The organism is Pseudomonas sp. P4_B3, assembly GCF_056402295.1.
In genome coordinates this window covers 205,289-218,073 of record NZ_JBFUHR010000005.1, presented here as the reverse complement: position 1 = coordinate 218,073, position 12,785 = coordinate 205,289, and the positions used below count along the sequence as shown (strand labels likewise).

Here is a 12,785-nt window from a genome sequence, read left to right as displayed (position 1 = left end):
GATTATCCAGCAGGCAAACACTCATTCAACCGACGAATGACTCCTCCCCAACTCCAGATTCACCGCCAGCCACCCATTCACCGCCGTCTCCCCGGCCTCGGCAAACACCCGCTCCAGCAATTTCACTTGCTCGCGCCGCAGCGCCTGTTCAAACCGCGCACCTTCCGCCGTCAACTCCAGCAAACGCTTACGCTTGTCAGCCTCGGACGCAACGCTCTCGACCAGATGCATCTCCAACAATTGCCGCAACGGCATGTTCAGCGCCTGCTTGCTCACGCCGAGCAACGCCAACAGCTCCTTGACGCTCAGGTTCGGATAGCGGGCGATGAAAAACACGATGCGCTGATGCACCCGACTCAGGCCGCGACGTTCGAGCATTTCATCGGCCTTGGCGGTGAAGGCCTGGTAGCCGAAGAAAAACGCTTCCATGGCCTGCTGCTGGGAAAGCGGGTTTTTAAGGTCAAGCATATTGACGTATCCGTTCGGGGAGGCGTAATTTCGGTCAACAAGTTTGACTCATTTTTCACATGCCTCGCTACCGGTGATCCCCATGGCTTTTTCCGAACGTGTCTCGCGCCTTAAAAGTTCTTTGATCCGTGAAATCCTCGCCGCAGCACAGCGTCCGCAGATGATGTCGTTTGCCGGCGGTCTGCCGGCCGAAGCCATGCTGCCAAAAGTCGATTGGAACGACATGCCGGTAGCCATGGGCCAATACGGCATGAGCGAAGGCGAGCCGGCGCTGCGCGAAGCGTTGGCTGCCGAGGCGCGAGCGTTGGGAGTGGGCTGCGAGGCGAGCCAGGTGCTAGTGGTCAGCGGCTCCCAACAAACCCTGGATCTGGCGGCCAAGCTGTACATCGACAAGGGCACCGAGATCCTGCTCGAAGCGCCGACTTATCTGGCGGCACTGCAAATATTCAAGCTGTTCGGCGCCGATTGCCTGACCGTGCCGCTGGAGGCTGACGGGCCGAACTTGACGGAGCTACGCGCTCGCCTGGAACAACACCGCCCGGCTTTCATCTACCTGATCCCGACTTTCCAGAACCCATCGGCCGTGCGGTACAGCGAAGCCAAGCGCGATGCGGTGGCGGCGTTGCTCGATGAATTTGGCGTGACGCTGATTGAAGACGAGCCTTACCGCGAGCTGACCTTTGACGGTGGCAGCGCCACGCCGATTGTCAGCCGCTTGAAGAAGGCCAGCTGGATCTACACCGGCACCGTGTCGAAAACACTGTTGCCGGGATTGCGCGTCGGCTACTTGATCGCCAGCCCGGACCTGTTTCCACATCTGTTGAAACTCAAGCAATCGGCGGATCTACACACCAATCGGGTTGGCCAGTGGCAGGCACTGCAATGGATCGGCAGCGAAAAGTACCGGCAACACCGCAGTGAATTGCGTGACTTTTACCGTGGGCGTCGGGATGCGTTTCAGTTGGCGCTGAACACTCATTTTTCGGATCTGGCGGACTGGAACGTGCCGCAGGGTGGGTTGTTTTTCTGGCTGAAACTCAAGCAGCCGCAGGACACCCGCACCTTGCTCGACGCCGCGTTGGCCAATGACGTAGCGTTCATGCCGGGGGAACCGTTCTTTCCCGAGCCGGATAACCATCCGGGGTATTTGCGGTTGAACTTCAGCCACATTGATCCGGCGCGGCTGGATGAAGGGCTCAAGCGGTTGGCGGCGGTGGTGCGCCAAGCTCAGGCGGCGCAAGCGGCCTGAAAACAAATAAACCGGCGTAAGGGCCGGTTTATTTTTGCCTGGAGACTTGTGGTGACTGTAGTGGCCTCTTCGCGGGCAAGCCCGCTCCTACAGGGTTGTGTACGCCGTAAATCACTGTAGGAGCGGCGGTGCGGCGATCCGACTTGCCCGCGAAGGCGTCCTTTCGGGCACCCCAAAAAATCAAGCTGCCGCGAAACGCTTGTCCAGATAATCAATGATCACCTTGGACTCGTACATCCAGGTGGTCTGGCCATTCTCTTCAATGCGCAGGCATGGCACCTTGATCTTGCCGCCTTGCTCCAGCAAGGTCTGGCGATCCTGTTCGTTGTTCTTCGCATCGCGAAGGGCCACCGGCACATTCAGGCGGCGCAGGGTGCGGCGGGTCTTCACGCAGAACGGACAGGCGTGGAATTGATACAGGGTCAGGCCCTTGGCGGCGGATTCGACCTGGGCCTGAGCGGCGGCGGGGCGCTTTTTCTTGCTTGGACGAGTAATGAAGTCGATGAAAATGATCAGTTGGCCAAGGCCGACACGAAGCGCTTTTACGAACACGTTGAAAGCCTCACGGTGCTAATGAATAAGGGCGCGCAGCTTACCTGATTTTTTGCAGACGAAAAAAAACCGGCGATGAACGCCGGTTTTCTTCGTGCCGCGAATTACTTGATGAGGCTGAGGAATTCGCTGCGGGTCGCGGCGTTCTCGCGGAACTCGCCGAGCATCACCGAGGTGATCATCGTCGAGTTCTGCTTTTCCACACCGCGCATCATCATGCACATGTGCTTGGCCTCGATCACCACTGCAACGCCCAGGGCGCCGGTGACTTGCTGGACCGCGTCGGCGATCTGGCGGCTGAGGTTTTCCTGGATCTGCAGGCGACGGGCGTACATGTCGACGATCCGCGCCACCTTCGACAGGCCCAGGACCTTGCCGCTCGGGATGTAGGCGACGTGAGCCTTGCCGATGAACGGTAGCAGGTGGTGTTCGCACAACGAGTACAGCTCGATGTCCTTGACCAGCACCATTTCGCTGTTGTCGGAGCTGAACAGGGCACCGTTGGTGACCTCTTCCAGTGTCTGTTCATAGCCGCGGCAGAGGTACTGCATGGCTTTGGCGGCACGCTTGGGCGTGTCGAGCAGGCCCTCGCGGGAGACGTCCTCGCCCAGTTGGCCAAGGATCGCGGTGTAATTCTGTTCCAGGGACATGAAACTACCTGTGGGATTTTACGCAAAGGTCAAGGGTACGGTGGCGGACACGACGCTGCAAGCGTAGCGCGTCAGCTTTACTCGTCACGACCTTCCATCATGGTGCGTTTGAGCATCACATAAACCGCGCCGGCACCGCCGTGTTTCGCCTGGCACGAGGTGAAGCCGAGCACCTGTGGATGCTGGCGCAGCCAGGTGTTGACGTGGCTTTTGATCATCGGCCGCTTGCCATCCAGGCGTACCGCCTTGCCATGGGTGACGCGCACGCAGCGGATTTCGAATCGAGTGGCTTCGGCGAGGAACGCCCAAAGGGTTTCCCGGGCCTTTTCCACGCTCATGCCGTGCAGGTCGAGGCTGCCTTCGAACGGAATCTGTCCGACTTTGAGCTTGCGCATCTGGCTTTCCTGCACGCCGTCACGCGCCCACATCAGCTCGTCTTCAGGGCCGACGTCGATGACGAACTGATCGGACAGCCCGTCTACGGTGGTGGATTCGGTGCGCACTGTGGCCGCTTGGCGCAGCATGGCAATCTGCGCGCGGTCAGCCTTGGGTTTGCCGGTTTCGGCGCGATCGTGCCTGATTGGCTTGACGCCTTGGATCGCGCTTTTGAACAGGGAAAAATCGTCGTCTTGCATGTCAGCCTCCGCGAAGGGCGGCCAGTTTACCCAACTCGAAGCGAATCGGGCGCGACAAAAACGCGCGCGACGCTTGGCTCAGTCGTGTTTTTTCATCAGGTGCGGCGACATGGCCAGTTCCCGCGACTGGCGCGAGCGACGACGGCAACGGCGCCATAGCCACACGCCGAGGTACAGCACGAACAGGCCGATGACCAGGATCACGGCAGCACCGGTGCGGCTTGTGTTCAATTCACCCAGGGCGGGTGCGTGGCCGAGCAGGCTGGCGGTACCGGCCATGGCGAGCAACACGCCGCACATCGCCAGCAATGCCGCGAACGTCGCGCCGATTCGAAAACGCCAGTTGCGTTGGCCTTTGGGCCGCAAGCGGCGAGCGTCAAAACCATCGGATAACTTCATTCCGACCTTCCTCAATGGGTATCGGCCCTTCGACCGGGAGTTGACCGGGATGTTCCTGAGGCTAAGACAATTACGGCAAATGCGAGGTTTTTGCGGATGAGCGGCATTTCAGGCCGCTCATTGAGCGTCGATCAGATCAGTTCACAGGTCAGCGCGAGGGTGGCGAAGTTGTCGCCCATGATCGCCATTTCGGTCTGATGAACGTGCGCGGCGCTCAGGACACCGCCCTTGTAGGGTAGGTCGCGTGTGGCGCAGGCGTCTTCAATAAGTGTGCATCGGAAACCCAGGTTCTTCGCTGCGCGCACGGTGGTGCTGACGCTCGAGTGACTCATGAAGCCGCAGACGATCAGGTCGAGGGCGCCGAGGTCTTCCAGGCGTTTGGCCAGTTCGGTGCCATGGAACGCGCTCGGCAGCAATTTACCGATGACGGTTTCGTCGCTCTGTGGCTCCAGGCCAGGAATGAATTCACCACCGACGCCTTGCGGGTTGAACATCCCACCGAGCGTTCCGAGGTGGCGGACATGCACGATCGGCCGGCCGGCGGCACGGGCTGCGGCGAGTAACTGCTTGATGTTCGCGACGGCCTCATCCATGCCGCTGAGCCCCAGGGGCCCGCTCAAATACTCTTTCTGGGCATCAATGATGATAAGGGTCGCTTGACTCAGTTTGGCTGCCGGATAACCGCGACCGCTGAGTTGAAACATCGTTTTTGGAACAGACATTCTGGGGCTCCTTGGAGTGGGGCTTTTGCGACATTGTCCTCTGGCTGAGCGGTTCTGTGAATCGCTACGATCGTAGGTGCCGTCGTTGCTGGCCTGTAGCCTTGTCAATAGTCGCATTTTGTTCAATAGCCTGGCGAAAAAACGGATAACTCCTACATTTGAATCGGTAGTTTCCCGCGTCGTCGTAACGTCGTTTGACTGGTAGAATCGCCCGTCGATTTTTCTGGAGTTTGCCGTCGTGATCACTTCCCGCCTTCGCACCCTGCGTGACCATATCCGTTGGGCCGTCAGCCGCTTCCATGGGGAGGATCTGTTTTTCGGCCATGGCACCGACAATGCCTGGGACGAAGCCCGGCAATTGGTGTTGGGTGCGCTGCACCTGCCGTGGGAAATCGCCGACAGCTACCTCGACTGCAATCTGGAAGAAGACGAAGTGGTCCACCTGCAGCTTTTGCTCAAGCGCCGCATCGAAGAGCGGGTGCCTACGGCGTATCTGTTGGGCGAGGCCTGGTTCTGCGGCATGTCGTTCATCGTCGATGAGCGCGTGCTGATCCCGCGTTCACCCATTGGCGAGTTGATCGAAAACCGTTTTACCCCATGGCTGGCTAACGAGCCGGCGCGAATTCTCGACCTGTGCACCGGTTCCGGTTGCATCGGTATCGCCTGCGCCTACGAGTTCCAGCGTGCCGAGGTGGTGTTGGCGGACCTGTCGTTCGAAGCGCTGGAAGTAGCTAACCAGAACATCGAGCGCCACGGTGTCGATGAGCGTGTGTACACGGTGCAGGGCGATGGTTTCGAGGGCTTGCCGGGACAACGTTTCGACCTGATCGTGTCGAACCCGCCCTACGTCGATGCGGAAGATTTCGCTGACATGCCGGACGAATACCAGCACGAACCGGAGCTGGGCCTGGCCTGCGGTGACGACGGTTTGAACCTGGTACGGCGCATGCTCGCCGAAGCGGCGGATCATTTGACCGAGAAGGGCTTGCTGATTGTTGAAGTGGGCAACAGCCAGGTGCACGTCGAGGCGTTGTACCCGGAAGTCGACTTCGCCTGGCTGGAGTTCGAGCGTGGCGGCCATGGTGTGTTCATGCTGAGTGCGCAGCAGTGCCGGGAGCATCAGGCGTTGTTCGCTTCCCGCGTTTAACCGTTAAAGCAAAAGATCGCAGCCTGCGGCAGCTCCTACAGGTTTATGTGAACACCCCTGTAGGAGCTGCCGCAGGCTGCGATCTTTTCAAGTCCGACGCCGATTACCGGTGCGTGGCAATCCAGATCAGCAATCCCGCCTGAAACACCGCGAACGCCACCAGACAGGTGATGGTGAAACGCAGCCCGGCGTCTTCGCGTTTGTACTTGCTGACTTTCTCTTCGTGTTTCTTGAGTTTGACTTCCTGCTCGGCCAGGTTCTGTTCGGCTTGCTGGAGCATCTGCGCCGCCTCGAGGATCTCCACGACCTGCAGTTTTTCGCTGTTCCAGTCGCCAGAAAGGTCGCCGACCTTGACCGGCTTGACGCTGCCTTTCAAATGTTGGGCATCGGCATACACCACGTCGAAACCGTGCACACGCAAAAAGTGATCGCGGCGCAGGCGGGTGTCTTCGTTCAGCGCATCCTTGTTGTTCAGGTCAAAGCCGTCGACGGTGTAGGTCGGCCAGCGTTTCTTCGCCCAGTTGATGCCCTGGGCCGCCAGGTAGCGGCCAATGCCACGGTTCAGCGGTTCAACCTGCAAACCGCTGTCCGGGCCGAAATGCACGCGCTTTTCGGCGTGATCGACCCACACGTCCAGATGATTCTGTTCCTTGCGCACACGCTGGCCGGGCAGGGTGATGCTCATGCGCATCAGGCTGCGCGCCTTGTCGTTGCGCTCGGCATAACCTGATTCGACAAAGCGCAATGGGCGCCCGCCCGTGTTGCGGTCAGTCTGCAGCGGCGCCAGACGGAGCATCTTGTGGTGCTCGACGTGGACGTCCGCCCAGGGCAGCTCGACCGCTGGCGGTGCGTCAGTTTCAGCGCTGGTGTCGGGTGAAGTCTGGGTATCAGTCATAACGGCGAGATCCTGTCCAAGCTCAGCGTGTCGCCAACCAATGTGGCGGCGACAAAGGCTTATCGGCCGTTTTTTTCAAGACTGGAGGGCCTGGGGGCGTTTAGCTGGTACGAAGTCCGTCAATAAACCCGAGGATTCGTGTGCCCAGTTCCGCCGCCAGGGGTAATTGCGGATCTTTATAAGAGGCCAGTTGGCGTTTGACGTCGTTGGGCACGATGCGCATGACGTGGTTCATGCCCTCGATCAGCGCCAGTTCGGCGTCCGGTTTGGCGGCCTTGAGCAGCCTTGCGTCATTGACGCCGACCTGGATGTCGTTGCTGCCCTGGATGATCAGCGCCGGCATTTTCAGCTTGGCAAACGCCGCGGACGGGTCCTGGCGGAACAGGGAAATCAGGTACGGCTGCACGCTCGGACGGAAAATCGCCTGCAACGGTGGCGGCACATTGTCGTCGGGTTTCCCGGCCTTGAGGCTGTCGAGCAATTCATTGCTGCGCAGCATCAGCGGTGGAGGCAGGCGATTGCCCAGTTGCTGGCGGATGACCTGATCAACCGGCCTGGCGCTGCCGGAGACGGAAATCACCGCGTCGGCATCGATGCCCGGCGCAGCGAGGCTGGCGATCAAGGCACCTTCGCTGTGACCCAGCACAATCAATTTGCCGAAACGCGGATCGGACTTGAGCTTCTGGCCCCAGGCTTCGGCATCGGACACATAGGCCTCTACCGTCAGATTGCGCTCGTCCGGCGTGGCGGCCAGGCTTGCGGCCACGCCGCGCTTGTCGTAACGCACGCTGGCGATGTTGTGTTTGGCCAGCACCCAGGCCAGGCGCTTGAGGCTGTCATTGCGCCCGCCGTCGGCGTTGTTTCCGTCGCGATCCGTAGGGCCGGAGCCGGAAATGATCAGGACAACCGGCACAGGATTGTCGGATTTTGGCAGTAACAGCGAGCCGAAAAGCTCGCCGGTGCCTGTATCCAATGTGATCGGTCGTTGCAGGACAGTCGCCTGGGCGAAGCCGGAAATCAGGGTAAGGCTCAAGGCAAGAACTCGCAGCATCATCGCGCCATCATCCAGAAGATGCCAGTTGGACTCACAGGCACCCATAAGGTTCGAGGATGAACTACTTGGGTAGCCTGCGTATACTGGCGCGCATTACGTATTCAGGTTCATTTCACGGAGCGTCCTGCATGTCCGGCAATACCTACGGCAAGCTGTTCACAGTCACCACCGCGGGCGAAAGCCATGGTCCGGCGTTGGTCGCCATTGTCGACGGCTGCCCGCCGGGCCTGGAGATATCCCTGGAGGATCTGCAGCGCGACCTGGACCGCCGCAAACCCGGCACCAGCCGCCACACCACCCAGCGCCAGGAAGCCGACGAAGTCGAGATCCTCTCTGGCGTGTTCGAAGGTCGCACCACTGGCTGCTCGATCGGCCTGCTGATCCGCAACACCGACCAGAAGTCCAAGGACTACTCGGCGATCAAGGATCTGTTCCGCCCGGCCCACGCCGACTACACCTACCACCACAAATACGGTGAGCGCGACTACCGCGGCGGCGGCCGTAGCTCGGCCCGCGAAACCGCGATGCGCGTCGCGGCCGGTGCGATTGCAAAAAAATACCTGGCCAGCCAGGGCATCGTCATTCGCGGCTACATGAGCCAACTCGGGCCGATCGAAATTCCGTTCAAGACCTGGGATTCGGTGGAGCAGAACGCCTTCTTCAGCCCGGACCCGGACAAGGTGCCGGAACTGGAGGCCTACATGGACCAGTTGCGCCGCGACCAGGATTCAGTCGGCGCGAAAATCACTGTGGTCGCCGAAGGCGTGATGCCGGGCCTGGGCGAGCCGATCTTCGACCGTCTCGACGCCGAACTGGCCCATGCGCTGATGAGTATCAATGCGGTCAAGGGCGTGGAAATCGGCGCCGGTTTCGCCAGCGTCGCCCAGCGTGGCACCGAGCACCGCGATGAAATGACCCCGCAAGGTTTCCTCAGCAACAACGCGGGCGGCATTCTCGGCGGTATTTCCTCCGGTCAGCCCATCGTTGCGCACCTGGCGCTGAAGCCGACGTCGAGCATCACCACACCGGGCCGTTCCATCGACATTCACGGCAACCCGGTGGAAGTCGTCACCAAGGGCCGTCACGATCCGTGCGTCGGCATCCGCGCCACGCCGATTGCCGAGGCGATGATGGCCATCGTGTTGATGGACCACCTGCTGCGTCACCGTGGGCAAAACGCCGATGTGCGCGTGAGCACACCGGTGCTGGGTCAGCTTTAATGGCTGACCTCGCAGCCGCTGCGGTTTGACAGGCGTGGCGGCGCTCCCGTACTGGCGGCTTTCCAGTTTCTATCTGTTCTATTTCGCCTTGCTCGGTTCGACAGCACCGTTCCTGGCGCTGTACTTCGATCATCTCGGATTCAGTGCCGCGCGCATCGGCGAGCTGGTGGCGATCCCGATGCTGATGCGCTGCGTGGCGCCGAATATCTGGGGCTGGCTGGGCGACTACACCGGTAGGCGGCTGGCCATCGTGCGCTTCGGCGCGGTGTGCACGCTGCTGACCTTTTCGCTGATTTTCGTCAGCAAGACCTACGCCTGGCTGGCGATGGTCATGGCCTTGCATGCGTTCTTCTGGCATGCGGTCTTGCCGCAGTTCGAAGTCATCACCCTGGCGCACTTGCAGGGCCAGACCTCGCGCTACAGCCAGATTCGCCTGTGGGGCTCGATCGGTTTCATCATCACCGTGGTCGCGCTCGGGCGCTTGTTCGAATGGTTGAGCCTGGACATCTACCCGGCGGCGCTGGTGTTGATCCTGTCCGGTATCGTCCTGAGCAGCCTGTGGGTGCCCAATGCCCAACCGGCGCCGGGCAACCGGGTGACGGGGGAAGGATTCCTCAAGCAATTGCGCAGCCCCGGCGTGTTGGCGTTTTACGGCTGCGTGGCGCTGATGCAGATGAGTCACGGGCCGTATTACACGTTCTTGACCTTGCACCTTGAGCGTCTGGGTTACAGCCGTGGCGTGATCGGCATGCTCTGGGCGGTCGGCGTGGTCGCCGAAGTGCTGATGTTTCTGGCCATGAGCCGGATTCTCGCGCGCTTTTCGCTGCGCCGGGTGCTGATGGCCAGCTTTCTGCTGGCGGCGTTGCGCTGGCTGTTGCTGGGCTCGCTCGCGGAGTTTCTTTGGGTGCTGTTGTTTGCCCAGGTATTGCACGCGGCGACCTTCGGCAGCTTTCACGCCGCTGCCATTTCATTCGTGCAACGTAGCTTCGGTGCGCGCCAGCAAGGCCAGGGTCAGGCGTTGTACGCCGCCCTGGCCGGCACCGGTGGTGCATTGGGCGCGTTGTATTCCGGCTACAGCTGGAATGCCCTCGGTGCGGCATGGACCTTTAGTATTGCCAGTCTCGCAGCCGTCGCGGCTGCCGTTATCATTGCCACACGTATGCAAGAGGACAGGCCATGAGCCTTACCCGTGAACACCTCGCCCAGGAAATCATCGACGCCGGGCGTTTTCTGTACGGCCGCGGCTGGTCGCCGGCCACCAGCAGCAATTATTCGACCCGCCTGTCGCCGACCGAAGCCTTGCTGACCGTGTCCGGCAAGCACAAGGGGCAACTCGGCATGGACGATGTGCTGGCCACCGACCTGTCAGGCAACAGCCTGGAACTGGGCAAGAAACCGTCCGCCGAAACCCTGTTGCACACCCAGCTCTACAGCTGGCGCCCTGAGATCGGTGCGGTGTTGCACACCCATTCGGTGAATGCCACCGTGCTGTCGCGCCTGACGCCGCAAGACTTCATCGAGTTCGAAGACTACGAACTGCAAAAAGCCTTCAGTGGTGTGACCACCCACGAATCCCGGGTGCGCGTGCCGATTTTCGACAACGATCAGGACATTGCGCGCCTGGCCGCCAAGGTGCAGCCTTGGCTGGACGCCCATCCCGATTGCGTCGGCTACCTGATCCGTGGTCATGGCCTCTACACCTGGGGCGCGCGCATGAGCGATGCCCTGCGGCAGATCGAGGCCTTTGAATTTTTGTTCGAGTGCGAGTTGAAGATGCGCTCGCTCTTTAAAGCATGAACCGTTAAGGAGTTGCCCTGATGAGCAGCCTGTCCGTTTATCACGTCTCCAGCCCTGAGATCCCCAACAAGGTGCTGACCCATTTCGAAGACATCGCCTCGACCCTGGCCGAGCAGGGCGTGCGTTTCGACCGCTGGCAGGCCGCCATAAAACTCCAGCCGGGCGCCAGCCAGGATGAAGTGATCGCCGCCTATCAAGAGCAAATCGACAAGCTGATGACCGAACGCGGTTACATCACCGTTGACGTGATCAGCCTCAACAGCGACTACCCGCAAAAAGCCGAATTGCGTGCAAAGTTCCTCAACGAACACCGCCATGGCGAAGACGAAGTACGATTTTTTGTCGCCGGTCGTGGCCTGTTTACCCTGCACATCGACGATTACGTCTACGCGGTGCTCTGCGAGAAAAACGACCTGATCTCGGTGCCGGCGGGCACCAAACACTGGTTCGACATGGGCGAGCACCCGCATTTCATTGCGATCCGCCTGTTCAACAACCCGGAAGGCTGGGTGGCCAACTTCACCGGCGAAGACATCGCCAGCCAATTCCCAGGCCTGGAGGACTGAGTCGATGCCGATCAAAGCGATTCTCACCGACATCGAAGGCACCACCAGCGCGGTGAGTTTTGTGTTCGACGTGCTGTTCCCCTATGCCGCCAAACACTTGCCGGCGTTTGTCCGTCAGCACGCCGAACGCGTCGATGTGGCGGAGCAACTGGCTGCCGTGCGCCGCGACAGCAATGAGCCGGACGCCGATGTCGAGCGCGTTGTCGAGATCCTGCTGGGCTGGATTGCCGAAGACCGCAAGGCCACTCCGTTGAAAGCGTTGCAGGGAATGGTCTGGGAGCAGGGCTATCTGGCCGGGCAGTTGAAGGGGCACGTGTACCCGGACGCCGTTGACGCGCTCAAGCACTGGCATCAGGCCGGTTATCAACTTTTTGTTTATTCGTCCGGTTCGATCCAGGCCCAGCGGTTGATCTTCGGCTGCTCGGAGGCGGGGGATTTGACACCGTTGTTCAGTGGTTACTTCGACACCACTTCAGGGCCCAAGCGCGAGGCGCAGTCCTACGCCAACATTACGCAGGCGATTGAGGTCGAGGCGGCACAGATTCTGTTTTTGTCGGACATCGTCGAAGAACTCGAGGCGGCGCGTGCGGCGGGGATGGCCACTTGCGGGTTGGCCCGTGAGGGCGGTGAACTGGCAGGGCATGTCACGGTCGACAGCTTTGCGCGGATCGATCCTGCCGCCTTCTAAGCACTACACAACTTGTAGGAGCGAGCCTGCTCCGGGCGGCGTTCCGACGATTGTAGAGTGTCAGTCAACATCAATGTTGAATGACAGATCGCTATCGTCGGAACGCCGCCCGGAGCAGGCTCGCTCCTACAGTGTTTTTCCACAATGTTTTTTACAGCGAGTGATAGGTCGGCAGGGCAAACCGTTGCTGGCTCTGCAGCATGGAAATCTGCGGCAATTCGCTGGCCTGTTCAGCGAGGTCACGGCGAATCGCGCTGATGACCCAGGACAGTTGATCGCCATTGTGCAATTGCTGGTAGGAGATCGAGCGCATGAATTCTCTGCCGTCGGCGCTGCGCAAGGTCAGCAGAATCCCGCCATCAGGGCGGTCCTGGGTAGTGACTGCGAAGTTGGAGAACAAGGACGAAAATTTTTCCTGGATAAGGCTCATGTCGTTCAGCTCCGTGATGACTTGAATGGTAAGCATGGGGAGACTGTTGCAGCCTTTGTGCCAGTATTTTCAGTGGTTAAGTGTTAATAAAATCAATAGCTTATTGTTTTTGGTGATTTTTGCTTTCGTGCAATCTGCATGAATGGCCATCGTGCATCCTGCATTTTGCAGGTACGTCGGCGACTCGATGGAACCAATTGGCGCGCACGGGATCATCTTCGCGCAGCGCTATCGCAGATCAAGATCGCGGATACAAAACATTTCAAAAACCGCGTGTACAGCTCAAGAACCGTTGACGTATTTTCGGGCTCAG

Annotated in this window: 16 protein-coding genes; 7 read left to right on the top strand and 9 right to left on the bottom strand. The window is 60.0% G+C overall.

Translation table 11 applies throughout. From position 1 onward, the window contains the following. Positions 1–21: 21 nt before the first annotated feature. Complete coding sequence (locus AC1DWG_RS07760) at positions 22–468, bottom strand: MarR family winged helix-turn-helix transcriptional regulator (protein WP_477762427.1); 447 nt, start codon at positions 466–468, stop codon at positions 22–24. Positions 469–550: 82 nt separating this feature from the next. On the opposite strand from AC1DWG_RS07760, the gene AC1DWG_RS07755 reads away from it, so the two are divergent. After that, on the top strand, positions 551–1,717 hold the full coding sequence (locus AC1DWG_RS07755) for an aminotransferase-like domain-containing protein (protein ID WP_477762426.1): 1,167 nt from the start codon (positions 551–553) through the stop codon (positions 1,715–1,717). A gap of 180 nt (positions 1,718–1,897) precedes the next feature. Here AC1DWG_RS07755 and AC1DWG_RS07750 read toward each other — a convergent pair whose 3' ends face one another. The 5 genes from AC1DWG_RS07750 to AC1DWG_RS07730 all read right to left on the bottom strand — a co-directional run bounded on the left by AC1DWG_RS07750 (position 1,898) and on the right by AC1DWG_RS07730 (position 4,675). Beyond that, positions 1,898–2,269 (bottom strand): glutathione S-transferase N-terminal domain-containing protein, encoded by a 372-nt coding sequence (locus tag AC1DWG_RS07750; protein ID WP_150724597.1) that lies wholly within the window; start codon positions 2,267–2,269, stop codon positions 1,898–1,900. A 104-nt stretch (positions 2,270–2,373) separates the two neighbouring features. Further along, a complete protein-coding gene (gene folE, locus AC1DWG_RS07745) occupies positions 2,374–2,919 on the bottom strand; it encodes a GTP cyclohydrolase I FolE (RefSeq protein ID WP_007988130.1) in 546 nt (181 codons plus the stop codon). Between the two features lie 77 nt (positions 2,920–2,996). Beyond that, the gene (locus tag AC1DWG_RS07740) at positions 2,997–3,554 is read right to left on the bottom strand and encodes a Smr/MutS family protein (RefSeq protein WP_477754183.1); all 558 of its coding nucleotides are present in this window, start codon (positions 3,552–3,554) and stop codon (positions 2,997–2,999) included. A gap of 78 nt (positions 3,555–3,632) precedes the next feature. Beyond that, the gene (locus AC1DWG_RS07735) at positions 3,633–3,953 is read right to left on the bottom strand and encodes a hypothetical protein (RefSeq protein ID WP_085716878.1); all 321 of its coding nucleotides are present in this window, start codon (positions 3,951–3,953) and stop codon (positions 3,633–3,635) included. A 131-nt stretch (positions 3,954–4,084) separates the two neighbouring features. Further along, a complete protein-coding gene (locus AC1DWG_RS07730) occupies positions 4,085–4,675 on the bottom strand; it encodes a cysteine hydrolase family protein (protein ID WP_477762424.1) in 591 nt (196 codons plus the stop codon). A gap of 238 nt (positions 4,676–4,913) precedes the next feature. Here AC1DWG_RS07730 and prmB point away from each other — a divergent pair, with 238 nt between their 5' ends. Further along, on the top strand, positions 4,914–5,822 hold the full coding sequence (gene prmB / locus AC1DWG_RS07725) for a 50S ribosomal protein L3 N(5)-glutamine methyltransferase (RefSeq protein WP_477754180.1): 909 nt from the start codon (positions 4,914–4,916) through the stop codon (positions 5,820–5,822). Positions 5,823–5,925: 103 nt separating this feature from the next. Here prmB and AC1DWG_RS07720 read toward each other — a convergent pair whose 3' ends face one another. Both AC1DWG_RS07720 and AC1DWG_RS07715 read right to left on the bottom strand, forming a co-directional pair. Then, positions 5,926–6,717 (bottom strand): hypothetical protein, encoded by a 792-nt coding sequence (locus AC1DWG_RS07720; protein WP_477762423.1) that lies wholly within the window; start codon positions 6,715–6,717, stop codon positions 5,926–5,928. A 100-nt stretch (positions 6,718–6,817) separates the two neighbouring features. Then, positions 6,818–7,816: an alpha/beta hydrolase gene (locus AC1DWG_RS07715; RefSeq protein WP_477762422.1), complete on the bottom strand. Its 999-nt coding sequence runs from the start codon at positions 7,814–7,816 to the stop codon at positions 6,818–6,820. Positions 7,817–7,899: 83 nt separating this feature from the next. Between AC1DWG_RS07715 and aroC the strand changes: the two genes are divergently transcribed. From aroC to mtnC, 5 genes are read left to right on the top strand one after another with little or no spacing between them, the layout of a single operon-like run. Further along, positions 7,900–8,991, top strand: a complete 1,092-nt coding sequence (gene aroC, locus AC1DWG_RS07710; protein WP_477762421.1) for a chorismate synthase — start codon at positions 7,900–7,902, stop codon at positions 8,989–8,991. 34 nt (positions 8,992–9,025) lie between these two features. After that, a complete protein-coding gene (locus tag AC1DWG_RS07705; RefSeq protein WP_477762420.1) occupies positions 9,026–10,171 on the top strand; it encodes an MFS transporter in 1,146 nt (381 codons plus the stop codon). Continuing rightward, positions 10,168–10,788 (top strand): methylthioribulose 1-phosphate dehydratase, encoded by a 621-nt coding sequence (locus tag AC1DWG_RS07700; RefSeq protein ID WP_477762419.1) that lies wholly within the window; start codon positions 10,168–10,170, stop codon positions 10,786–10,788. The genes AC1DWG_RS07705 and AC1DWG_RS07700 overlap by 4 nt, the downstream gene beginning before the upstream one ends. Before the next feature lie 20 nt (positions 10,789–10,808). Beyond that, positions 10,809–11,354 carry a 1,2-dihydroxy-3-keto-5-methylthiopentene dioxygenase gene (locus AC1DWG_RS07695; RefSeq protein WP_477787575.1) on the top strand — a complete coding sequence of 182 codons (546 nt, stop codon included), beginning with the start codon at positions 10,809–10,811 and terminating at the stop codon, positions 11,352–11,354. 4 nt (positions 11,355–11,358) lie between these two features. Continuing rightward, the gene (gene mtnC / locus AC1DWG_RS07690) at positions 11,359–12,042 is read left to right on the top strand and encodes an acireductone synthase (RefSeq protein WP_477762417.1); all 684 of its coding nucleotides are present in this window, start codon (positions 11,359–11,361) and stop codon (positions 12,040–12,042) included. A gap of 151 nt (positions 12,043–12,193) precedes the next feature. Here mtnC and AC1DWG_RS07685 read toward each other — a convergent pair whose 3' ends face one another. Continuing rightward, entirely contained in the window at positions 12,194–12,472 is a 279-nt protein-coding gene (locus AC1DWG_RS07685; protein ID WP_108219055.1) for a DUF3509 domain-containing protein, read from the bottom strand. Positions 12,473–12,785 lie beyond the last annotated feature (313 nt).

What these genes read in the sequence shown, in the direction of transcription:
- AC1DWG_RS07735 (WP_085716878.1), bottom strand. Translation starts at nt 3,953, where the DNA reads ATGAAGTTATCCGATGGTTTTGACGCTCGCCGCTTGCGGCCCAAAGGC.
- AC1DWG_RS07695 (WP_477787575.1), top strand. Translation starts at nt 10,809, where the DNA reads ATGAGCAGCCTGTCCGTTTATCACGTCTCCAGCCCTGAGATCCCCAAC.
- folE (WP_007988130.1), bottom strand. Translation starts at nt 2,919, where the DNA reads ATGTCCCTGGAACAGAATTACACCGCGATCCTTGGCCAACTGGGCGAG.
- AC1DWG_RS07700 (WP_477762419.1), top strand. Translation starts at nt 10,168, where the DNA reads ATGAGCCTTACCCGTGAACACCTCGCCCAGGAAATCATCGACGCCGGG.
- AC1DWG_RS07760 (WP_477762427.1), bottom strand. Translation starts at nt 468, where the DNA reads ATGCTTGACCTTAAAAACCCGCTTTCCCAGCAGCAGGCCATGGAAGCG.
- aroC (WP_477762421.1), top strand. Translation starts at nt 7,900, where the DNA reads ATGTCCGGCAATACCTACGGCAAGCTGTTCACAGTCACCACCGCGGGC.
- AC1DWG_RS07730 (WP_477762424.1), bottom strand. Translation starts at nt 4,675, where the DNA reads ATGTCTGTTCCAAAAACGATGTTTCAACTCAGCGGTCGCGGTTATCCG.
- mtnC (WP_477762417.1), top strand. Translation starts at nt 11,359, where the DNA reads ATGCCGATCAAAGCGATTCTCACCGACATCGAAGGCACCACCAGCGCG.
- AC1DWG_RS07755 (WP_477762426.1), top strand. Translation starts at nt 551, where the DNA reads ATGGCTTTTTCCGAACGTGTCTCGCGCCTTAAAAGTTCTTTGATCCGT.
- AC1DWG_RS07720 (WP_477762423.1), bottom strand. Translation starts at nt 6,717, where the DNA reads ATGACTGATACCCAGACTTCACCCGACACCAGCGCTGAAACTGACGCA.
- AC1DWG_RS07715 (WP_477762422.1), bottom strand. Translation starts at nt 7,816, where the DNA reads ATGGGTGCCTGTGAGTCCAACTGGCATCTTCTGGATGATGGCGCGATG.
- AC1DWG_RS07740 (WP_477754183.1), bottom strand. Translation starts at nt 3,554, where the DNA reads ATGCAAGACGACGATTTTTCCCTGTTCAAAAGCGCGATCCAAGGCGTC.
- AC1DWG_RS07685 (WP_108219055.1), bottom strand. Translation starts at nt 12,472, where the DNA reads ATGAGCCTTATCCAGGAAAAATTTTCGTCCTTGTTCTCCAACTTCGCA.